17 protein-coding genes are annotated in these 24,001 nt (G+C 45.0%); 12 read left to right on the top strand and 5 right to left on the bottom strand.

The window, feature by feature from the left end; translation table 11 throughout:
- The first annotated feature begins 6 nt into the window (after positions 1-6).
- The 12 genes from ACNURT_RS17020 to ACNURT_RS16965 all read left to right on the top strand — a co-directional run bounded on the left by ACNURT_RS17020 (position 7) and on the right by ACNURT_RS16965 (position 14,372).
- Positions 7-1,563, top strand: coding sequence for a RagB/SusD family nutrient uptake outer membrane protein (locus ACNURT_RS17020; protein WP_419698723.1), 1,557 nt, complete (start codon positions 7-9; stop codon positions 1,561-1,563).
- Between the two features lie 261 nt (positions 1,564-1,824).
- Complete coding sequence (locus ACNURT_RS17015; protein WP_419698722.1) at positions 1,825-2,160, top strand: hypothetical protein; 336 nt, start codon at positions 1,825-1,827, stop codon at positions 2,158-2,160.
- Positions 2,161-2,313: 153 nt separating this feature from the next.
- Positions 2,314-2,721, top strand: coding sequence for a rhodanese-like domain-containing protein (locus ACNURT_RS17010; RefSeq protein WP_419698721.1), 408 nt, complete (start codon positions 2,314-2,316; stop codon positions 2,719-2,721).
- Positions 2,722-2,914: 193 nt separating this feature from the next.
- Positions 2,915-4,795, top strand: a complete 1,881-nt coding sequence (locus tag ACNURT_RS17005; protein WP_419698720.1) for an arylsulfatase — start codon at positions 2,915-2,917, stop codon at positions 4,793-4,795.
- A 300-nt stretch (positions 4,796-5,095) separates the two neighbouring features.
- Complete coding sequence (locus ACNURT_RS17000) at positions 5,096-6,970, top strand: arylsulfatase (protein ID WP_419698719.1); 1,875 nt, start codon at positions 5,096-5,098, stop codon at positions 6,968-6,970.
- A gap of 176 nt (positions 6,971-7,146) precedes the next feature.
- Positions 7,147-7,884 (top strand): thioredoxin domain-containing protein, encoded by a 738-nt coding sequence (locus ACNURT_RS16995; RefSeq protein ID WP_419698718.1) that lies wholly within the window; start codon positions 7,147-7,149, stop codon positions 7,882-7,884.
- Between the two features lie 285 nt (positions 7,885-8,169).
- The gene (locus ACNURT_RS16990) at positions 8,170-9,753 is read left to right on the top strand and encodes an arylsulfatase (protein WP_419698717.1); all 1,584 of its coding nucleotides are present in this window, start codon (positions 8,170-8,172) and stop codon (positions 9,751-9,753) included.
- Between the two features lie 72 nt (positions 9,754-9,825).
- Positions 9,826-11,205: a sulfatase gene (locus ACNURT_RS16985; protein WP_419698716.1), complete on the top strand. Its 1,380-nt coding sequence runs from the start codon at positions 9,826-9,828 to the stop codon at positions 11,203-11,205.
- A gap of 11 nt (positions 11,206-11,216) precedes the next feature.
- Entirely contained in the window at positions 11,217-12,452 is a 1,236-nt protein-coding gene (locus ACNURT_RS16980) for a DUF2264 domain-containing protein (protein ID WP_419698715.1), read from the top strand.
- Between the two features lie 103 nt (positions 12,453-12,555).
- Positions 12,556-12,999, top strand: a complete 444-nt coding sequence (locus ACNURT_RS16975) for a carboxymuconolactone decarboxylase family protein (RefSeq protein ID WP_419698714.1) — start codon at positions 12,556-12,558, stop codon at positions 12,997-12,999.
- Between the two features lie 21 nt (positions 13,000-13,020).
- Complete coding sequence (locus ACNURT_RS16970) at positions 13,021-13,839, top strand: MBL fold metallo-hydrolase (RefSeq protein WP_419698713.1); 819 nt, start codon at positions 13,021-13,023, stop codon at positions 13,837-13,839.
- 65 nt (positions 13,840-13,904) lie between these two features.
- Positions 13,905-14,372 (top strand): hypothetical protein, encoded by a 468-nt coding sequence (locus ACNURT_RS16965; protein ID WP_419698712.1) that lies wholly within the window; start codon positions 13,905-13,907, stop codon positions 14,370-14,372.
- 56 nt (positions 14,373-14,428) lie between these two features.
- Here ACNURT_RS16965 and ACNURT_RS16960 read toward each other — a convergent pair whose 3' ends face one another.
- From ACNURT_RS16960 to ACNURT_RS16940, 5 genes are read right to left on the bottom strand one after another with little or no spacing between them, the layout of a single operon-like run.
- Positions 14,429-15,604, bottom strand: coding sequence for an alginate lyase family protein (locus ACNURT_RS16960; protein WP_419698711.1), 1,176 nt, complete (start codon positions 15,602-15,604; stop codon positions 14,429-14,431).
- A gap of 3 nt (positions 15,605-15,607) precedes the next feature.
- Entirely contained in the window at positions 15,608-18,067 is a 2,460-nt protein-coding gene (locus tag ACNURT_RS16955) for a glycoside hydrolase family 2 TIM barrel-domain containing protein (protein ID WP_419698710.1), read from the bottom strand.
- 17 nt (positions 18,068-18,084) lie between these two features.
- On the bottom strand, positions 18,085-19,281 hold the full coding sequence (locus ACNURT_RS16950; protein ID WP_419698709.1) for an alginate lyase family protein: 1,197 nt from the start codon (positions 19,279-19,281) through the stop codon (positions 18,085-18,087).
- 6 nt (positions 19,282-19,287) lie between these two features.
- Complete coding sequence (locus tag ACNURT_RS16945) at positions 19,288-20,745, bottom strand: RagB/SusD family nutrient uptake outer membrane protein (RefSeq protein WP_419698708.1); 1,458 nt, start codon at positions 20,743-20,745, stop codon at positions 19,288-19,290.
- Positions 20,746-20,770: 25 nt separating this feature from the next.
- A complete protein-coding gene (locus tag ACNURT_RS16940) occupies positions 20,771-23,935 on the bottom strand; it encodes a SusC/RagA family TonB-linked outer membrane protein (RefSeq protein ID WP_419698707.1) in 3,165 nt (1,054 codons plus the stop codon).
- Between the last annotated feature and the right edge of the window lie 66 nt (positions 23,936-24,001).

Below are 24,001 nucleotides of genomic sequence, written 5' to 3'. Positions count from 1 at the left end.
ATCAACATGAAACTCCATAATATCAAATATCTTATTATACTGCTTAGCTTTGGCGCCACATCCTGCGCCAAACTGAATGAAGATCCGCGATCATTCATTCCGGCAAGCCAGTTCTATAAAACACAGGCCGACGCGGTAGCCGCGGTTACGGCTGCATACTCACTGCTAAATGCAGGTTCCAACTCCATACAAACGCCATACAACACCCTGTTCAATACAGGCATGAACTTTATGGCCGACGACGAAGGACCCGGTCCTGGCGCTACCAATGCAGATGTGCGTTCACAGGCAGTGCTGGGACATTCATCAGCAGGTTTACGGATCCTGCAGATCTGGCAGCAGCATTACGCGGCTATCAAAAAAGCCAACATTGCTATTGATACCATACCGCATATCCAGTTTGATGCTACCCTGAACAAAAGACTGGTGGCCGAGGCTAAATTTTTACGTGCCTTGTTTTACTTTAACCTGGTACGTTTATATGGCGATGTGCCGCTGGTGCTGCATGATCAAACTTCTATTAATTTGTCAGATCTGCAAGTTCCCAGAACAGCTGCCGCGACGGTTTACAAACAAATAGAAACCGACCTGACAGCTGCCGCGGTCGATCTGCCAAACGCCTATACCGGTGCGGATGTTGGCAGGGCAACGGCTGGTGCAGCTAATGCGTTACTGGCCAAAGTTTACCTGACCGAACGTCAATGGGCCAAAGCGGTAACCCAGGCCGAAGTTGTGATCAATGGTCCATACGGGTATGATCTGTTCACCAATTATGCGGATGTGTTTTTGCCGGCTTCCAAAAATGGTAAGGAGCATATCTTCTCGGCCCAATTCAAAGCCAATTCACAGGGACAGGGGAACAACCAGGCGCCACGATCGATTCTCAACGCTATACCTGGTATGGTAAGCAGCTATGCCGATCAGGTTGTGTTTTATTCAGTGCCTGACGCCACTAAACCAAGTGGGACAGACAAATTCTTCAGCATTTATAAATTGTATCCTGCCAATGATAAAAGAAAACGTGTAAGTTTTGTTACCCGTTTCCAGAGCCCGAGCACTAATCTTTGGTATGGCAAGCTGAATGATAACAGCATTCCGGGCGATTCTACACCGTTTTTTAATAAGTATTATGATCCCAATGTGGTTGCCAACGAAGCCGAGTCAGGTGCCAATGTGCCTATCATCCGGTTTTCGGAAGTATTGCTGATCCATGCTGAGGCCGAAAATGAACTGAACGGTCCAACAACAAAAGCATATGCCTCGGTTAACAGGGTGCGTAAACGTGCCGGACTGGATGATCTATCGGGCCTTACACAGGCTCAGTTCCGTGACGCGGTTTACCTGGAGCGCCGCCTGGAGTTTGTGTTCGAGTACCAGCGCTGGTTCGATCTGATCCGTGAACGAGATGCTAATGGCAACGGTATACTGGAAGCCAGCTTACTTAAAGTGGGTAAAACCAATGTGACTAAAGGAGTGGCTGGCAAATTTTACCTGTTCCCGATACCGCAGCAGGAAATTGATAACAGTAATGGCAAGCTTACACAAAACCCGGGCTGGCAGTAAGCCTCAGCCTCACCCAACCCTCTCCAAAGGAGAGGGCTAAAATGTGCTTAGTAAAGTCCTCTCCTTTGGAGAGGATTTAGGTGAGGCTTTTAATAGTTAAACGATTAAATATCAATACTTTGAAAAAAAATATTCATCATTTTCTTAATATTCATCGGAGGATTAACCGCGGTTTTTGGGCAAACGCCAGCAACTGACCAGGGTTCGCACACGATTGATCCAAGGGTAAGCGCGGCTGTATTCCAGGTGCTTGATGAGTATATGGCCACTTTTAATGCCAAAAATCTGGCTGGTTGGGAGCGTACTTATCAGTTTCCGCACTACAGGTTAGCCAGTGGTAAAATGTCGGTACTGGAGAAAGCTGGTTTGCGCGACCCTGCTAAAGTATTTGGCGAACTGCAAAAGACCGGCTGGGATCATAGTCAATGGGATCATCGCAACATTATTCAGGCCTCGGCAAATAAGGTGCATGTGGATACGGAGTTTTCACGCTATAGGGCCGATGGCAGTTTGATTGGTCATTTCGAGTCGCTGTATATCCTCACCAAAGAAGATGGCCGTTGGGGTATCAAGTTCAGGTCAAGTTATGCAGAATGAGTTAATGAATATGAAAAAGATAGAATTCCCAAAAGGATGTCATGCTGAGGCCGTCGAAGCATGGTGGGTAGGCCTCTGCGCGCGATCCTTCGACGGGCTCAAGGTGACAGCCTCCTTTTGTATGTATTTAATTGATAACATGAAAAAATATATATGAAAAAGTTAATCATCATCACCCTGCTTTTTTTTGCAAGCACCGTTTTACGGGCACAGCAAGCAGCTTATGTACAGACTCACTCAGGTAAAATCACGGTAACACCGGCGATTGAAAAAAAACTGCTTGACGATGTAGCGCAAGGTAAAGCATACCTGGTAGATGTGCGTACGCCCGAAGAGTACAACCAGAAGCATCTGAAATACGCGGCAAATATGAATATCAGATCGGCTGATTTTGCCGATCAGATCAAGAAGCTGGATAAAAGCAAACAAGTATACCTGTATTGCCATTCTGGTAACCGGAGTGGCCGAGCCGCTGATTCGCTGCAAACATTGGGCTATCATTTAAGCTGTAACATTGGCGCGCTTGACAGTTTAACCAAAGCAGGTTTCCCGGTACAATAGTTAATAGCTAAACTAAATGATATAACATTGAAATCAGAATCAAACAAAGCGTTGGCTGTGTGCGGTTCCCCTCTTGAGAGGGGGGAGGGGTGTGTTCTTGTACGATTGACACACCCCAGCCAGCACACTATTCATCGCGCCCCTCTCAAGAGGGGAACTATCTATTCGCTAACATCTAAAATAAAATCATATCATGATACATTTAAAAGTACTCAGCTCAAAGCCACCTCGCTATTTTAAATCGGGCGGTGGTAAAATGTGGCCTGTTGCCTTGCTTATCGGTATACTCGGTTTGCAAAGTGTAAAGGCTCAAAATAGTCAGCCATTTGGCGGCACGGTAGGGAAAACGCTTAATGATTCAAAGGAGTGGTGGCCCGAGCCTCATAAAGCGCCTGCCGGTGCGCCAAACGTATTATGGATCATATTGGATGATGTGGGTTTTGGCGCTGCAAGCACCTTTGGCGGTATCATCAAAACACCCAATTTTGATACGCTGGCCAACAATGGACTGCGTTACACCAATTTCCACACGGCTGGTATATGCGCGCCCACACGTTCGGCCTTGCTTACCGGGCGTAATCATCATTATGTGCACGAGGGCGGATTTTCGCATGTAGTTTTATCAGCCGGTTTTCCTGGGTATGATGGCCGCATCCCATCAGATAAAGGAACGGTTGCCGAAATACTGCGCGAGAACGGTTACAACACCTTCGCCGTAGGCAAATATGGTTTAACGCCAGATGAGGACGCTACCGATGCCGGTCCGTTTGATCGCTGGCCAACGGGTAAAGGTTTTGATCATTTCTTCGGATTTCTGGGTTCGGCGACGGATCAGTACAAGCCCGATCTGGTAGAAGATAACGCCCACGCGACTCCTGATGGCCGTCACCTGAACGAGCAGATCACCGATAAAGCCATTTTTTACCTTACACGTCAGCATAAAGCAGCGCCCGATAAACCTTTCTTCCTGTATTATTCGCCGGGAGCAACCCACTCGCCACACCAGGTAGCCAGGGAATGGAGCGATCTGTACAAAGGTCAGTTTGATTCTGGTTGGGATGATTTTCGCGAAAAAGTGATCGCCCGTCAGAAAAAACTGGGCATTATACCGGCTTACGCTAAATTACCCGAACGCAATACCCGTATCCCCGCATGGAAATCTCTTCCACCGGCAGAGCAAAAACTCTACGCCCGTTTTATGGAGGTGTATGCCGGTTACCTCACTTATACCGATCATGAGGTTGGCCGTTTATTAGGTTATCTGAAGCAAAGCGGTCAGCTCGATAATACCCTGGTATTTGTCATTATCGGCGATAATGGCGCCAGTAAAGAGGGTACCCTGCATGGGGAGATCAACCCCAAAAAGAATTCGGCCAAATTGCTTGCCGAGGCTCCTTACCTAAAAACAAACATCGAGGATATTGATGATATCGGTACGCCGCAAGCTTCAACTAATTACCCGCTGGGCTGGGCACAGGCAGCCAATACACCGTTTAAATACTGGAAACAGGATGCCAATTCCGAAGGTGGCACCCGCAACCCGCTTATTGTTTACTATCCAAAAGGTATTAAAGACAAGGGAACCATCCGCACGCAGTACGGTCACGTGATCGATGTATTACCAACCACATTAGAATATACCGGTATTAAACTGCCCGAGTATATCAGGGGGATTAAACAGGATACGCTGCAAGGCACATCGCTGGTTTATTCCTTTGATCACCCGGAAGCAGCAAACCGGCACAAATTACAGCATTACTACATATTTGGCTCACGCTCCATTTATAGCGATGGCTGGAAAGCCGAGGCAGCGCACCATCCGGATTATGTGGAACTGAACGACTTTACCGTCGGCAAAAACGTTCCCGATATCAGCTTTGATGATGATGTATGGGAACTGTACAACCTGAACGATGACTTTAATGAGCGCATTGACTTGGCTAAAAAATATCCTGAAAAATTAAAAGAGCTGAAAGCGGTATTCGAGGAGCAGGCCCAAAAGAATAACCTGTATCCGTTTATTGATTGGTACGATGTTTACCACCGGAGGATACATCAGAATTATAAGAAATAATTGAGGGGGAGCAAGGATTTTTGGAACAAAGAGCAAGGATCCTTTGGAGCAAGGATAAATAGATAAAAGAACAAGGACAAAACAAAAAACGCGTCATTGCGAGGTACGAAGCAATCTCTATGCTTTACAGAGCAAGTATGCAAAGTTAGTCTGCTTACGTAGAGATTGCTTCGTACCTCGCAATGACGTTAAATAGTAAAATTTCCCACCCTCTTTCCGCCGAAGGCGAAGAGAGGGTCAACGAGCGTAGCGATGTTGGGGTGAGTCGACTTAACAGAAATCAATATTAAACCTATCCATATGAAACAAGATCATAAAAAAACGTTCGTGGCAATAATAATTGCCCTGGGTTTTGCGCTGCCGGCCGTAGCGCAATATGGACCTGTAGCTCCGGCCAATATACCGCCATCAACTCCATCAACCTACAAAGGGGTGGTGGGCAAAACCCTGGCCGAATCAAAAGAATGGTGGCCTAAACCGCTTAAAGCGCCTAAAGAGGCACCAAATGTTGTCTGGATATTGCTGGACGATGTAGGTTTTGGCGCTTCTGCTACGTTTGGCGGATTGATCAATACGCCAAATTTTGATACGTTGGCCAACAATGGCTTGCGTTATACCAATTTCCATACGGCGGGCATCTGCGCGCCAACACGGTCGTCATTGTTAACAGGGCGTAACCACCATTATGTGCATGTGGGTAATTTTTCGCATGCTTCAACGGCGGCTGGTTTTCCTGGTTATGATGGGCGGATCCCGGCCGATAAAGGTACCATTGCCGAAAACCTGCGCGAAAACGGATACAGCACCTTTGCGGTAGGTAAGTGGGGCGTAACACCCGATGAAGATACTACCGCCGTTGGTCCGTTCGATCGCTGGCCTACCGGTAAGGGTTTTGATCACCACATCGGTTTCCTGGAATCGGCAACCGATCAGTATAATCCGCCGCATTTGGTGGAGGACAATTTCCATATCAAACCGGATGGCCGCAACCTGAACGAGGTGATCACAGATAAGGCTATCGCTTATATTGATGCCGCACACAAGGCCGCACCAGATAGGCCGTTCTTTCTGTATTATGCGCCGGGTGCCACCCATGCTCCACACCAGGTAAGCAAGGAATGGAGCGACCTGTACAAAGGTAAATTTGACGAGGGCTGGGATGTATACCGTGAAAAGGTTTTTGAAAATCAGAAAAAGGCCGGCTATATCCCTGCTTATGCCAAATTGCCCGAACGCAACGAGCGCATACAAGCCTGGAAAAGCCTGCCACCGGCCCAACAAAAACTATATGCACGTTTTATGGAAGTGTACGCGGGATACCTTACCTATATCGATCACCAGGTAGGCAGGGTGATCAGTTATCTTAAAGCATCCGGTCAGTTTGATAACACGCTGGTGTTTGTGATGATAGGAGATAACGGCGCCAGCAAAGAAGGGACTTTCCATGGGGTCATCAATCCAAAGAACTCGGCACTAACCACGCCAGAGGCCGATTATATCAAAAAGAATGAGAGTGATTACGAATCCATCGGTACGCCGGAGGCATCAACTAACTACCCGCTGGGTTGGGCGCAGGCAGCCAATACGCCCTTTAAATATTGGAAATCTGATGCCGACGCCGAAGGTGGTACGCATAACCCGCTGATCGTGTACTACCCAAAATTGATCAAAGAAAAAGGCGGCACCCGCACGCAATACGGCCATGTTTCGGATATATTCCCCACCACTATTGAAGCCGCAGGTTTAAAATTGCCAGAGTATATCAAAGGTATTAAGCAGGATACGCTGCAGGGCAAATCATTGTTCAGCTCATTTAATAACGCGCAGGCGCCATCGCTGCATACCAAGCAGTATTATTACATCTTTACTTCCCGCTCCATTTATAAAGATGGCTGGAAGGCCGAAGCAGCGCATCGCCCGGATAATATCGATCTGCTCAATTTTCCGCAGGGAAAAACCATTCCGGAGCGGAATTACGACAAGGACGTATGGAAACTGTATAACCTGAATGAGGATTTTAACGAACGCATTGACCTGGCTAAAAAGTACCCTGAAAAATTGAAAGAACTGAAAGATCTGTTTGATGCCGAAGCTAAAAAGAACAATATCTACCCCTTTATTGACCGCGATGACATCAACAATAAAAGGATCCATCATTTGGAAAATAACGAATAAGGTGGTGAGTGGTGAGTGGGGAGTAGTGAATGGTGAGTGGTCAGTTTGAGTTTTATTGCTTGCTTACAGAGTTAAGAAGTTTTCAAAACTTCTTAACTCTGGCTATCCGCCTTCATTAATGTCTTGATACATGATACTAATTACTTGATACTAAATAGATACTAAACTAAAAAAACATGAAAAAATTAAAAAGCTTTTTGCTGGCGGTAATAGTTGCCGCCACCGGTATTGCCAACGTGCAAGCCCAAACCGATAAACCACTGTTATCGTTAGAGGCTTTTGCTGCCAAACTGAAGCAATCTAAAGATGCGCAGATACTGGATGCCCGCTCAGGCGAAGAATTTACACAAAACCACATCAAAGGCGCTATTAATGTAGATGCGAAAGCAGCCGACTATCAGCAGCGACTGAATGACCTTTCCAAAGACAAACCAACCTTTGTATACTCCATTGCCAATGGCCGCAGTAAGGTTTTATCCAATGAATTGCGCGCAAAAGGATTTAAGGATGTAGAAGAGCTTCCGGGCGGTTTAGCCAACTGGATTGGTTCAGGTTTTCCTATTGTTTCGACCACTAAAAAAGGTGTTTCTTTAACCAAGGCACAGTTTACCGAGCTCACCGGTTCATCGCAGCTGGTACTGGTTGATTTTGGCTCAAGATATTGCGGCGCCTGCAAAAAACTGGTGCCCGTACTGGATTCGCTGAAAGCAAAAACAGGCTTTACGCCAAAAATCATTAGTATTGAAGTATATGACAATACCGCTTTGGCAAAGGAGCTTAAAGTAAACGTATTGCCAACCCTGGTACTGTATCAAAACAAAAAAGAGGTTTGGAAAAAGCAGGGATTTTCGTCGGTTGCCCAGGTTGAGGCTGTGGTGAATCAAACGAAAACTGGTTTAGCCAGTGTGAAATAGTTTGCTAAACGACTCACCCGCCCGTTGCTTCACTCGGGCACCCTCTCTTCGCCTACGGCGGAAAGAGGGATTTTTTAATAAAAGTTGTCATTCTGAACGGAGTGAAGAATCTAATCGGCGGTTTTGTATATAACCTAATAGATTCTTCACTCCGTTCAGAATGACAAAATAAAGAGATTAGTGTTCCTACACTCTTTCCGCCGCAGGCGAAGAGAGGGTCGACAAGCAAAGCGATGTCGGGGTGAGTCCTCGCCAGTTTGCAATTTTGAGTTTATATATACCACCATGTTAAAACGTTTACCATTCCTCATTTTATACCTGTGTTATGCAGGAATTTCCTTCGCGCAAAAGCTACCCTCCAAGCCCAATATCGTCATCATTTTAGCTGATGATATGGGTTTTGCAGATCTGGGTTGTTTTGGTTCGGAGATCCATACACCCAACATTGACAGATTGGCCCGCGAGGGCTTAAAAATGACCCAGTTTTATAACGCTGGCCGGTGCTGCCCTTCGCGTACCTCTTTATTGACCGGTTTATATCCGCACCAGGCCGGCGTAGGCGATATGGTAAAATATAAAGGCTCGCCGGCTTATCAAGGCTATCTGAACGATCATTGCGCGACCATTGCCGAATTGCTTAAAAGCCAGGCTGGTTATAATACCATCGTATCGGGCAAGTGGCATGTAGGTTTGCAGCCATCAGCATTGGCTTTTAACCGGGGATTCGACAAATCGTTCACCATGCTCAATAATGGCAGCAGCTACTTTAATTCGGCCCCGCTATATAACGATGGCAGCAAGATCACCTTTATGCTAAACGACCGGGAGATCACAAGGAACGATACTTCTAAATATCTCACCCAGGCTATTACCGATTTCGCTAAACAATCCTTGGAAGAGATCAAAGGTAATAAGGCTCCATTCTTTTTATATGTGGCCTACAACGCCCCACACTGGCCAATCCAGGCATTGCCGCAGGACATTGCCCGTTACAAAGGCAAATACCTCAAAGGATGGGATAAGCTGCGCAAACAGCGTTATGAAAAGTTGGTAGCCAGTGGTATTATCAAAAAGTACTGGAAACTATCAACCCGTGACAGCCGCGTACCCGACTGGGATTCACTATCGCCCGAAGAAAAAGATAAATGGGATACCCGCATGGCCATTTACGCGGCAATGATAGATAGGATGGACGCCGGTGTGGGCGAGATCATGAACAAGCTGAAACAACTGGGGAAAGATAAAAACACCATCGTGCTTTTTGCATCAGACAATGGTGGCAGTGCTGATGAAGTAAAAACTCTGGCTACCGTGATTCAAAAGAACGGTACGCCTGGTTCAGTAAATTCTATCGACAGTTACGAAATCCCCTGGGCTAATGTGAGCAATACACCTTTCCGACTATTTAAAAGAAATACGCATGAAGGCGGCATTGCCACACCGTTTATTGCCTGGTATCCGGGTGTTATCAAAGCGGGCAGTACCAATACGCAGCCTGCCCATTTTATCGATGTTATGCCTACCTGTCTTGATCTGGCGGGTGTTAACTATCCGCAGGAATTTAAGAACAGGCAGTTGACACCGCTGGAAGGATTCAGCCTGAAAAACGTATTGCTCAACAAACCCTGGAATGGACACGACGCTATTTTTTGGGAGCACGAAGGCAGCAGGGCTATCCGAAAAGGGAACTGGAAACTGGTTGCCGAAATTGACCAGCCCTGGGAATTATATGATCTTGACACCGATCGCTCCGAAACCAACAATCTCGCGGCCAAATATCCTGCTAAAGTAAAAGCCCTCGAAGCCGAATACCTGCAATGGGCGCAAAAAGTTGGTGTGGTTGACTGGAACAAGATCAAATCATTGTAACAAAAATAATAAAGTAACCGCTTGTAAAGTAAAACGGCAATCGGTTACTTTGGATAAATTACAAAAACCTGTATGCAACCTTTTCCGGGCAAATTATCTGCTAAGCTGATATGGCTTATATTATTTTTTACTACACTGAATGTCAAAGCTCAGCAACGGCCAAATATTATTTTTGTCCTGGCGGATGACATGGGTTACTCCGACTTAAGCTGTTATGGGAACCCGGTTATCAAAACACCTTTCCTGGATAAAATGGCTCAAAAAGGGGTACGTGAAACTAATTATGTGGTATCAAGTCCAAGCTGTACGCCATCACGGGCGTCACTGTTAACCGGTCGTTATGCATCGCGGATGAACCTGCCTTATCCTATACCTCCGGGATCAGAGTTGGGCTTACCGGATCAGGAAGTAACCATTGCCGAAATGCTGAAGGCTGTTGGGTATAAAACCGCGATGATAGGCAAATGGCACCTGGGCGATCATAAGCCATACAACCACCCCATGGCACAAGGTTTCGATTCTTATTATGGTCTTTTATATAGTCACGATTATCGTGCGCCTTATGTGAAGACCGATACTACACTTAAAATATTCAGGGGACATAAGCCAGAGGTGATCAAACCTGCCGATTCATCCCTCATTGATCTGTATAAGAACGAAGCGATCAGATATATTAAAGAACAAAAGAAAGGCAAGCCATTTTTCCTGTATCTGGCGCATAATGTACCGCATTTGCCGGTAGCCTTTGCCTCGTCGCAAAAAAATAAAGGTCGCTCCGATGGCGGTCATTTGGGTGATGTGGTAGAACAGCTCGACGCCAGCCTGGCCGAGGTTTGGGCGCAGCTGGAGAAACAAGGTCTGGCTGATAATACCATATTTATGTTCTCGAGCGATAACGGGCCATGGATCGAATTTCCGTCGCGCATGTCTGGTGATGGCGCTACCAAACCCTGGGATGCTGGTACCGCAGGGGTTTTCCGCGGCAGCAAAGGACAAAGTTACGAGGGCGGCGTACGTGAACCTTTTATTGTTTACTGGAAAGGTCATACCCCTGTTGGTGCGTCCATTACCAGCATGGTGAGCAACCTGGATGTGTTGCCAACCCTGGCCCAGTGGACTAATGCGCCATTGCCAAAAGGGCGGGTCCTCGATGGGCAGTCTATTTCTGATGTGTTGTTAGGTAAAGGCGGTCGTCACCCTAAACATCGGGAGATCTATTATGTAAACAATGGTATTTGTGAGGCAGTACGCCAGGGAGATTGGAAGTACCGGGAAGTAAAATCGGCCAATACCAATGCAGGAATATCCAGCCAGGCACAGGAATCTAAGATAGAATTGTTTAACTTGTCATACGATCCAAGCGAACGAACCAATGTTATCCAGGAGTATCCTGAAAAAGCAAAAGAACTGAAAGCCTTGTTTGATAAATTTCCCGGTAAAACGGAGAATTAAAAATGATAAAGATGAACATCAATTCTGCAATGCGTAAATTTTTCTGTTTGATATTATCCCTGCCTTTATCAGGCATAGTAATGGCCCAATCGCCGGCAAATAACGATGCCGGCCAAAAAGAGCGAGTTTATCTGGTTAAATCACTTGTGCGGATAGCCGATCCGGTATTGACCGCCTTGAGCAAAAATGAGCTCAAACAGCAAATGCCGGTGGAAGCCAAAACCGGCGACCGTAAAAGTTATACTTACCTGGAAGCATTCGGCCGGTTGCTGGCAGGCATGGCGCCCTGGTTGGAATTAGGCCCGGATCAAACATCCGAAGGCATATTGCGCAAAAAATATATCGAACTGGCGCGTATAGGCTTGCATAATGCTACCGACCCCACAAGCGCCGATTTTATGAATTTTAACAAAGGAGGACAACCCGTAGTTGATGCCGCCTTTTTGGCCCAGGCTTTATTGCGTGCGCCGCATCAATTATGGGACCCATTGGATGCAGCAACTAAAGCCAACATTATTGCCGCGTTTAAATCGTCGCGGGTTATTACGCCGGGATATAATAATTGGCTGCTGTTCAGCGCAACTATTGAGGCCGCCTTGCTGAAATTTGATAACTATGGCGACCGGATGCGGATGGATTACGCAATTAAACAACATCAGCTCTGGTACAAAGGCGATGGGCTGTATGGCGATGGTGCCGATTTTCATTGGGATTATTACAATAGTTTTGTGATACAACCTATGCTGCTGGATGTATTGCAGACTTTACAAAATGCTGGTGTCGATCAAAAGACAACTTATGATACCGCGCTTAAACGTGCCCGCCGGTATGCCGCTATTCAGGAGCGGTTGATATCGCCCGAAGGCACCTATCCGCCCATTGGCCGTTCCCTGGCTTATCGTTTTGGCGCTTTTCAATTATTATCGAAAATAGCTTTGATGCAGGCTTTACCCGCCGGCGTAAAAGCCCAGCAGGTGAGGGCTGCTTTGTATACCCTCATCAAAAGACAATTGGAAGCGCCCGGTACTTTTGATAACAAAGGTTGGCTGCAGGTTGGTTTATACGGACACCAACCGGATATTGGTGAAGGGTATATCTCTACCGGAAGCCTTTACCTTTGTTCCGAAGCTTTTCTGATTCTGGGTTTACCACCAACCGACGAATTTTGGCAAAAAGCCGATGAGGATTGGACCGCCAAAAAGGTGTGGAAGGGAATAGATATCGAAACAGATCATGCTATTGACTAAATCCGGGATCTTATTTATATCTGGACTATTTTATTTGTAATGTCTGGACTATGTAAATAGTCCAATAATGTCTGAAATTAGATGATAATTAATCTAACCAGACATGAAACGGAGAATGAACATTGACGAGGCTGAGCCCCGTATTTATAAGGCCATGGCTGTTGCCGATAAACAGTGGGCTGAATTTGAGCTTGACCGCCGCCTGCAGGAACTGATCAGGATAAGGGTATCCCAGATCAATGGCTGTGGTTATTGTATCGATTATCACACCAAAGATTCCATCGCCCTTGGTGAAACTACCCAACGACTTTTCGCATTAGCCGCCTGGTGGGAAACCCCATTTTTTACCGAAGAAGAACAGGCCATTTTACAATTAGCCACCGAAGTAACCCGCATTGCCGATCATGGCGTATCTGACAAAACTTATCAGCGGGCACTGGAATTGCTGGGCGAAAAAAAATTAGCACAAGTGATATTTGTCACTACAACCATCAACAGTTGGAACCGGATAGCCATTGCCATGCACCTGGTTGCAGGAGAGGATTAATAACGGGAAAGTATCAAAATTATGGAGCAAGTAAAAAACACCTGCTGTACCTGTGGTACACAATATAAAGCAGAACTATCATCACCGGAATTTTGCCCGATATGTAATGACGACCGGCAGTATCTGACCGAAGATGGTCAAACCTGGACTAACTCAGCCGAAATAGCGGCCAATCACGAGGTATTGATCAGGGAGCTTAGTCCCACGCTTTTCTCTTTTCAGGTAGCGCCATTATTCGCGCTTGGAAACAGGGCTTTATTAAACCTTTCGCCCGGTGGGAATATTTTGTGGGATTGCATCCCGCTGCTTAACCAGGAGATCATCGATTTTATCAGATCAAAAGGAGGGATAAAGGCCATTGCTTTTTCGCACCCTCACTTTTACAGCAATGTGAACGAATGGGCGCAGATATTTGACTGCCCGGTTTATATTAATGCGGCCGATGAGCAATGGATGTTTAACAAAGGACCGCGCATTACTTTTTGGCAGGGAGCTGAACATTCATTATGGGATGGTGTTTCTATCATTAACACCGGCGGTCATTTTCCGGGTAGCAGCGTGCTGCGGGTACCCGGCCTATCAACAGAAGGAGCATTGCTTACCGGCGATAGTATTTACGTTGCTAAAAGCAAAAGACATTTGGCATTTATGTATAGCTATCCCAATGTTATTCCCTTACCACAAAAGGAACTAAATGAGGTGATTAAGCGGATTGAACAGATAAGGTTTGATACCATTTATGGCGGTTTTGAATGGCAGAATTTAACTCAGATAGCCAGAGAAGTTTTCAACTCATCTGTGAAACGATATGGGATCAGTTTAGGAGAGCCAGTATATTGATAAAAACTATAAGTGATTGTATCGAAATGTTTTAATGCAGCGTAATGGCTATAAACCTGCATTTTATGAAATCACTTAAACTGAACTTTATCAGTACTTTATATGGCATGTTGATTTGTATCGTATTGATCACCGGGGCATGCAAAAAGGAAAAGAAACCGGTTACTGAGTCTGTTAAAAATCTTGTTGGAGGATGGGTAGATGTAAACCAGACGGCTAATTTTGAGACTCACTTAAATTTCGGGGGGCTTGGCGAATTTAAATATACGTTAGTCCATTATGGCAACCCAACTACTCAAACTTCATATACCGGTACTTATATAACGAAAGGAGATAGTTTAAAAGTTACGATCAAAGAAATGGCTGAGCAAAATGGCCAAAACCCTGTGGTTAAAACGCCAAGTAATGTAAAACTTTATGATAATACCACATTTACCCTTGATGCTAACCTATTAACCTTAAAATATATCACCTTTCCGGCCGATGCCCCGGTATTAACTGAATTTAAATTTCACAGGCAGTTGCCTGATTAATGATAGGCTATTAATGCAAAAGGTCTGGTTCTATTGAACCGGACCTTTTATAGTTTTTAGTTGAGCCAGATAAGCGGATGCCTCACCGGTAAATTTCTGATGATCTCTTCATCAGTAGGAGTATGATCCAATTTTTTCCAGGTATTGAGCCAATCGGCATTACCATAGGCTGCTGCGCCAAATACCAATGAGGGCTGTGCAACCGGCCAACTTTCCCAGTGCATTACATCATGAGCATAAGGCCATGTATTTTTATCCTTCAAAAAGGGATATAGAAACTCAATTCCTTTTTTGATGGAGCGACCGTCCGGTGTTTGATAGGTCCACAAATTATCATTTTTGTCGCTCAATATCTGGCAGAGGGTAGTCATGGCATCCAGGTTAAATATGGAATAGCCGTAAGGCTTGGTACGTTTTAATTCTAAGGGGAAACTACCGTCTGCGGCTATCTGGCTGGGTAGCAATACCTGTTTAAAACGGTTACGGCAAAAGTCCATTACCTCCTTATTGCCCGTAAATTTGGCAAAGCAAGCGGTTTGCATGGCCCAGCAGGTACCATGATTATTTTTGGCGTTCATTTCGTCTTTACCGTATGGATGCGTAGTGAGCCAGGTGATATATTGATTGAACCAGTCTTTGATACCTGCAAGTGTTTGCTGATCGATCAATGCTGAATTTTGCATAGCCTCCAAACCCTGTACCACCTCCATTAATTGTATGGTATCAATAATGCCAATGCCCCGGCCAGTGGCCACACCTTTAATGGCTTGCGCATATTGCAGGTTGGGATTCATCATGGTTTCGGGGTTGATGAACCAGGCTTTCAGGTGCCAGAGGGCTTGTTTAACATACTTTTTGTCGCCGGTGATCTGATAAGCCGATGCTAATGCGCCGATAATACGGCTAAAGCGGATCATAGCCAGGCGGTGTGCCACAAAATTCTGTGGATTGGTTAAGCCATCCTTTTGTATATACGGTCCGTTTGGATCCTGCGGGTTAGGCCACCAGTAATCGCCTTCAGAGTAAAAATCATGCTTACCTCCCGAGCTGCGCGGACAAGTTTCGGCCGTAACAGTTACCGGATCCTGTTTGAGTGCCCAGGCCGCTTCTTTTAATATATCGGCCTTTAATGTAGCTGTTACCTCTTGTTTAACAGGCAGGGCTGTATCTGTTTGCCAGCTTAGTAAGAGCAGGGGCAAACAACAAAATAATAGATACCGTATTTTAAACATAGCTTATAAATTAATAAATGCGGTTGGCAAACCCGGCGATTGTACACCCACCACGCTTTTGCCGTTGTTTGTTTTTACACTGATCAAAGCGCGACCATTATAGGCTTGCACTTTGCGTGAGCCTCTTGAAGTACCCAGATCATCTATCAAAGTACCGTCGCCGGTTAGTGAAAACGCTATCCAGTTTACAGCATCCAGGCATTGCACGCCTTTGCTGTCCTGTAATTTTACCTGTATGGTAGCTTCTCCATTTTCATCTTTAACTTTTTCTATCACTATTTTAGCTGGTTTGCTCCATTTTTCGGTTTGGTATTGCTGACTGATCTGGTCTGTAACAATTTGTTTGCCTTTATGGGCCACTACTTTAATATCGTTATTACCCACCTGTAAAGGTACCATCCAGCGTAAACCTGCTGCCGGGAAATCCTGGCTGTTGCGTTTTTTTATGCCATAGCTTTTGCCATTCACAAAAAGCTCGGCATTATCGCAATTGGAGTATACTTTTACCATCTTTTCTTCACCGGCATCACCCCAGCGCACAGGCCAGGAATGACCGTAAATGTGTGCCATGGGTTTATCTGTCCAATAGGATTGGAAAACGTAATACGATTCTTTGGGGGTAAGATCACGCTCAACCACGCCTTTTTGATTCATGTAGGGGATAGGGTTATCCGGGCGGATAGGGGTCGAGAAATCTTTAAATACCCAAAATGCCGAACCTGTAAGCCAGGACATGGTTTCCTGTTCCTTCAGGTGCCAGTCGAACAGGTTACAGATATAACTTTCGCTCCAGTCTCCATCTTTGGAGGCACGGGCTGCACCGCCATACAGGGAAGCATCGCCCAGGCGCTCGTCTGTTCCCGTTCCTGCCTTGATATTACTCAATGCTTTATCCGGATTTTCTGAATGCCGCAGGGCATGACTATCGCCGCCCCATTCGGCATGAAAAAAGTGTTTTACTTTTTTAAATTCTTCTTCGGAGGCTTTTTTGTATTCGGTGAACAAGCCACGATACCAGCCTGCCCAGATGGAAGGGGAGTATACATCGGGTATATCTTTACAAAAATCACAACGCCTGATGGTTGTTTTGCGCGAAGGATCCAAACGATGAGCCAGATCATTTTGTGCTTTCATAAACCCGCGGATCTTTTCTTTGTCGAACACCGGGAAATCGCCTTCCCAATCGTTCTCGTTACCTAATCCCCAAAGTATAATGGCAGGATGGTTAAAATGCTGCTCTATCATGTTGGTCATCATTTGTTTGGCCTGGTTCTGATAGATCTCGCCGCCTAAACCACCACGGCACCAGGGTTCTTCTTCCCAAACCAAAATACCCAGGCTATCACATAAGTTCAATATAGTGCGGGACTGTTGATAATGACCCAATCGGATAAAGTTAACACCCATATCCTTCATCATCTGCATCTCCTGGCGCATCATGCTATCGGTCATGGCTTCGGCTACACCAGCCTGATCTTCGTGGCGGTGTGTACCGCGCAACAGCAGGCGTTTACCATTCAGGTAGAAGGGGCCATTATCGGCAAATTCAAAATTGCGGAAACCTGCTTTTTCGGTTTGCACATCAACCTGGCCGCCGGATTTTACGGATATCTCAACCGTGTACAAAGCCGGATTGGCCGGTGACCATAATTTTGGTTTTTTAATCTGAAATGAGCCAATAGAAATATCGCCGGTTAAACTGCTGAGTTGAAAAGTTTTATCAGCCACAACTTTACCCTGCGGGTCGATCAGCTTTATTAAACCATCGGCTGTGGGGCTATTAGCCGGATTATAAAATCTGGCTTTAACTTGTAATTCGCCTTGTTTGCCTTCTTTATTCGTTTGTGCCGAAGCAAATATTTTATCCAGTGAAACAGGTGGAATATATACCAGGTTCAGATACCGGTATAAACCCCCATAAACATTAAAATCAGATAATTGCGAAGGGATGGTTTCCAGATCGCGCGAGTTATCGCACCTGATCTCGATAGGGATGCGCCCTTTAAATCTTTTTTGATAGACATCTGTCTTTTTAAAATCTTCTACGGCCTGGGTGATATCTACCGTCCACTCATCGTATCCACCCAAATGAGCGCCTACTTTGGTGGTGTACACGTATACCTCGGTTTTTTGCCCGGCGCCTTCAAAATGGAGCAAGGTATGGCCGTTGGAGTATGGATTTTTGATATCCAGTTGGGTGCGGTACCAGCCTGGCCCCTGGTAATAGTTGATATCCGGATCAACAGCGTCGCGGGCATTGAAACAATGAGGCAGCGTAACTTTTTGCCAAACCGGAACACTTTCGGGGTTACCAGGAGTAACCGGGCGAACAGCTTCCCATACACCGCCGATGTCCTGCTTCAAAAACTCCCAGTTGCCGGTGAGCCTTATTTTTTGCTGAGCATAACTTAACTGGCCAAACGCCAAAATAAGTGTCAGAAAGAATAATACTGATCTTTTCATAAGTGTATTAAAACCTGCTAATTGATATCGTTTAAGCGATTTTTCAGCGGGTGCTCTTTTAAATATTGTTTAAAGCTATCATCGGGATAAACCATGGCCGCGGAATGAACGATACGGGTAAACGTGCCATAGGTAAAGGGTTCGATTTGCTCATGAGTCCATGTTTTTTGTTTAAGTGCATAAGGCATAAGCCAGTTGATAGCCGTTTTGATGCCTTTACCATCGATGGTTTGTTCATGCCAGAGATCAACATCGACCAACTTTGCCATTTTAGCCAGGCGGCACCAACCCCAAAGGTTCATGTTGGCATAACCCCAAGATTTGGTGCGGATCAGCTCCAGCGGCATAGCGCCATCAGGCGTAAACTGCTGATCGATCCTGGCGATGGTGCTTTGCTGCAAGGTTTGTTTTGCCAAAGCCGGGTTACCGGTGAACAAAGCAAAATCAACCACCTGCAGGTCATAATAAGTACCATGGTTATTGATCTGGCTATGTTCTGATTTACCGTTTTTGCTGGTCAGCAGCCAATCCAGGTATTGTTTATACCATTGTTTTATACCATTTATCAAACTACTATGGATATTCTTGCTTGACTGCAGCAGGGTAAGCATATCCGGGATAACTGTCAATCCTGTAGTTTCAATAATGCCAATGCCCCGGCCATCATTAAGCCCGGGAATATATTGTGCATAATTTAAATTAGGATTCATTCGGGTGTCGGCATTGATGAACCAAACCTGCAGTAAACTTTTAACTTTTTCAGCGTATTTTTCGTTGCCCGTAAAATACCAGGCCAGCGTAAGTTGCTCCACATTATTGCATAAGCTGCCCATCTGACTGCCATCATGTAATAAGTAAATTTCAGGGTTTCTCCTGCCATCTTTGCGGATGTAAGGTTTACCATCTTTTTTGGAAGAGTCTGGCCACCAATAGGGTGCCTGGCTTACATAGTCGTGTTTATCGTTGCTCGGCGCCAGTTTTGTTTTATGAAAGGTTACGGAATAAGGACCAGCACCCAGGAGGCTATCGGCATGGGTAATCAGTTTGTTAACCTGCGCTACCATAGCCGTATCTTTATTTTGATACTGTTGTTTGCATTGCTCAAGCGTTTGCTCATCAAGCAGTATAAAAACAGTTTTACCGGCTTTGCGTTGTGCAAAGCCGGTAAAATATAAGGGTATTAACAGAAATAGGGTGATATGTCTGTATGTCATAATGGGTTAATATCCTGGGTTTTGTTTTAGGTTTTTATTTACGTCGAGCTCGGGTTGTGGTAATGGTAACAAAAGTTGGAAATCCTGCGCAGTAAATCCGTTTACTTGCTGCTCTACTTGTTTAAACCTGCCCAGGCGAATCAGATCCCAGCGGCGATGGCCTTCGATGCAAAGTTCACGTGCCCTGTCTTTAACCAGTGTATCTATAAATGCTGATGCTGTAGGTGTATTTGTCAGGTCTAAATGCGATGCAGTTAAACCCGCCCTGTCGCGAACGGTATTCATGCCATTAAATTTGGCAGGATCGCCTGGATTAATATTATTCATCGCTTCAGATTGCATCAGTAATACATCAGCGTAGCGCAGTACAAGCCAGTTTACCCTGGAGTTATTGGAGTTTAATACCCATTGCGGATCGCGGTATTTACTGATATAGAAAGGGACAGATGAAACTACACCTTTGGCATCAACAACGGTATTTGATATATTCCAGGTCTTTCTTTTATCAGGGCCAAAGTAAAGCTGATTGGCCATATATGGATTGGCCAGGAACGACCCCGATCCGTTTTTAGGTGTAAACATACGTACAATGATGTTTTGCGTGGTCGTGTTATTATTACCAAATTGTACATCAAAAATATGTTCTGTTTGCTGCGGGAAATATTTAAGATCACAATTAAATACATCGCTGTAATTAGGCATCAGCTTATAAATACCTGAATTGATCACCTTATTGCAGGCATTTAGCGCGTTCTGATTATCGTTAGGATCAGCAAACGTGGTGCTGGCCCTTTGCAAATAAACCCTGGCCAGCATAGCTGAGGCGGCACCAGATGATACCATGCCTTTATTGGCAGCCGCTATCTTGTCTTCAGATAAACAATTAGCTTCTGCGAATTGTAAATCGGCAATTACCTGCGCGTATATTTTATTAGCAGCGGTTCTTGACGGAGAAAAATCCGGATCATCTTTACTGGTAATAGGGTGAGTGATCAACGGAACATCACCGAAGCTGCGTACCAGGTCAAAGTAGGCAAGGCCACGTAAAAAACTGGCATTTCCTAATAAATTGTTCTTGGCCGCAGCATCCATGCTGATCTTTGGCACATTTGCAAGTATATCGTTAGCCCTGCTGATCAGTTTATAACTGTTTACCCACCAGTTATTGATCTCGATATTTTGTGCGGTATAGGTTAACTTATACATATCAATACGTTCCTGGTTTTGAGTAAGCAGGGGTACAAGACCATCGCCAGAAAGTTCGCCCATGATATAAACCGTGCGTTGATAATATGCCTGCGGTTGTAGCTGGCTTAATGCGCCAACTACTGCCGATTGCGCATCGGCGGCATTAAGGTAAAAGTTTCCGTCGGTTAAAATACCAACGGGTTTTGCGTCCAGTGCCTTTTTGCAGGAAGATAATCCCAAACCTGCCAAAACACATAGTATATATATCTTTTTCATCTTTATCGTTATTTAGAGTTACGGTTTACAAACCCAATTTTAATCCCATGGTGTATGTTTTAACATTTGGATACGGATTATAATCGGTACCCAAAGAAGTATAATTACCGCTTGCCGTATCGTAAGTATTTACCTCCGGATCATACCCTGTATACTTGGTAATGGTGAACAGGTTTTGACCGGTTACATATATAGAAGCCGATTTAAATACCTTGCTCCACTTTGGTAAAGGCAGGTTATAAGTAAGGGTAATGGTTTTAAACCTCAGGTAGCTGCCGCTTTCCAATATATCACTGGTTGGGCCAAGGCTGCGGCGTAAAGTGCTGCCCACGCTTGGTAGTGTATTGTCAGAACCAGGCATACCAAAACTACGGGTCAATACATGCGCCAGCTTATTATCGTTAAGCGTGCCATTTTCTCCCTCGATCAGGTTTTCATTCATGATCTGGTTGCCATAAACACCTTGTATTAATACAAACAGGTTAACAGGGCCTACGGTTAAATTACTGTTAAAGCCGTAGCTGAATTTTGGCAAAGCCTGCCCGATGATAGTCCGGTCGGACGCGTTGATGATATGATCGCCGTTAAGGTCTTTATAGCGGGGATCGCCCGGAACAACAGCATTGGTGATACCGCTTGCAGTGATTTGTTGTTGTGATTGCCAGATACCGTCATACACATAGCCATAAAATGATCCGATAGGCTTGCCAACCTGTAATATGGCTGAATTTTGACCGCCGGGATATAAGCTTGAGCTTACATTACCGGTTAATACGCTTTGAGTACCACCCAAGTCTAATATCTTATTGATATTTCTGGAAAAATTTACCCCGGTTGACCATTTAACAAGCTGACTATTGATGTTGATGGTATTTACAGCCAGCTCGATACCGCGATTGCTTATACCACCCAAATTATCCTGTATTGTTTGGAAACCGGTTGTTGAAGGTGCCGGGCGTGCAAATAGCAGTTTGGTTGTTTTTTTGTCGTAAACATCGGCATTAAAGGTAATGCGGTTATTGAATAAACCAAGATCAAGTCCGAGATTGTATGAACGGGTTTGTTCCCATTGTAAGTTGTCATTAGGGATATTACCCGGCGAAAAGCCTACAATACGAGCTCCATTAAGCACATATGTATTTAATGCATATTGCTTAAGTGGTGAATTAACAGGTATGTTAGCATTACCTACTATACCGTAACCTAAACGGAGTTTCAGATCACTGATCTCCTTGATGTTTTTAATAAAGTCTTCACTTCCAACTCTCCAGGCTAATGCAGCTGATGGGAACGTGCCCCATTTATAATTTGCACCCAGGGCAGATGAGCCATCTCTGCGCACAGAAACTGTTAACAAATACTTGTCAAGCAAGCTGTAATTGATACGTCCGATAAAAGAGGCGAGTTTGCGTCCATTACCACTTGACGAAACAGTTGCACTTGAACCGGCACCCAGGCCGTCAGGTCCTAAGTTGTTGGTAGTTAATCCGGTTGCCGTAGCAGAGTTTGTTCTGAAATTAAACTCCTGGTAAGTAAAACCGGCTAAAGCCGTAATGCTGTGTATTTTATTAATGGTGGTATTGTAAGTCACTGTGTTTTCACTTAACCAGTTCAGGTTTGTTGGGGTTATGATCTGCGCATAGCCGCCACCGAGGTTTGTGCCCAGGTAGGTATTGCTCGGTCTGAAGATCTTTTCCTTTTCAAATCGGTCATCAGTACCCACACTTGCCCTGAACTTTAAATTTTTTAATATGTCATACTCCGCATAGGTGTTAACAAATAAGCGTAAAGCATTATCAATATCAGTGTTTAAAGTAGCCGCGGCTATTGGGTTACCTAACGGATTTGTATATCCAAGGGGTCCGTTTTGGAAGGTAAACTGTCCCTGATCATCATAAACCGGAACTGTTGGGCTTATACGCAAAGCATCAAGCAATGTACCGCCGTTAGCACCTCCGCTGGTGTTTACGTTGGCCAGGTTTTGCTGATCGTAAGATACTTGCGAGTTTACACCAACCCTTACTCTTTTACTGATGTCATGTGTAAAGTTAAAACGTAATGTACCCCGTTTATAACCCGAATTTAAAATGATACCTTGTTGGTTGAAATAGCTAAAACTAACCAGGTATTTGGTCAAATCATTTCCACCGTTAATGGATACGTTGGCGTTGGTGATTGGGGCTGTTCTGAATAATTCTTTCTGCCAGTTAGTACCTTCGCCCAAAGCGTTGATCTGATCGGTAGTAAATGGCAGCGGCGATGGTGTTTTTGAGCTCCTGTTCAGAAAAGAGGTAACGGAATCAAGATAGGTGGCAAATTGAGTTGCATTCATCATGTCAAGCATCTTTCCTACTTTTTGCACCCCTGAATACACATCGGCCGAAACATTATTCTGGCCGGCTTTACCTGTTTTGGTAGTAATGATAACTACACCGTTTGAGCCACGGTTACCATAGATAGCCGCTGCGGATGCATCTTTTAATACATCCATAGTGGCAATGTCATTGGGGTTAAGGGCTGTTATATCGGCACCTGCATAACCGTCAACTACATATAATGGTTCGCTGCTGTTGCTAATTGAGTTTGTACCCCTGATACGGATGCTGAAGCTTGCACCCGGCTGCGAGTTGGTTTGTGTAACCTGAACCCCGCTAACCTGACCTTGTAGTAACTGTGCTGTTCCAAATACGGGTGTTTTGTCAACATTACCTAAATTTGCCGATGATACAGAACCTGTAACATCGCGTTTCTTTTGAGCGCCATAACCTACAACTACAACCTCGTTCAGGTCTTTGGCATTGTTTAGTAACTGAACATCAATGGTTTTACGTCCGTTAACGGGTATTTCCTGGGCGGTGTAGCCGATGGTTGTGAATACCAGAACAGCGTTATTATCTGCCACTGTTATGGCGTATTTACCATCAATATCAGTGGTGGTACCCGCTTTTGTACCCTTTACCCGTATGCTGGCGCCGGGAAGAGGCAAACCTTTCTCGTCGGTAACGCGACCGGTTATTTTTATATCCGCCGCGATTTTTAAATTGCCGCCGGTTGATTTAATAGTTTTCATTGGCGCAGCTCCTGGCCTTGCGCCAACGCTGGCAAAAGCGCCTGTTAGCAAAAAGCAAATAAGCGCTAATTGCAGTGAGGTGCTTCTGAATACGCTAAAAAATAAAGCTTTTCTCTTCATATTCTTTGTTTATGGTATTAATTAGGTTTAAAAAATTGGCAATAGGATTCCCTGGCGACTTTCGTT

Origin of the sequence: Mucilaginibacter sp. NFX135, assembly GCF_048565145.1 — a bacterium.
Lineage (GTDB): Bacteria > Bacteroidota > Bacteroidia > Sphingobacteriales > Sphingobacteriaceae > Mucilaginibacter.
Note: the sequence above shows the minus strand (reverse complement) of the source record. Positions and strands in the feature narration are given on the sequence as shown.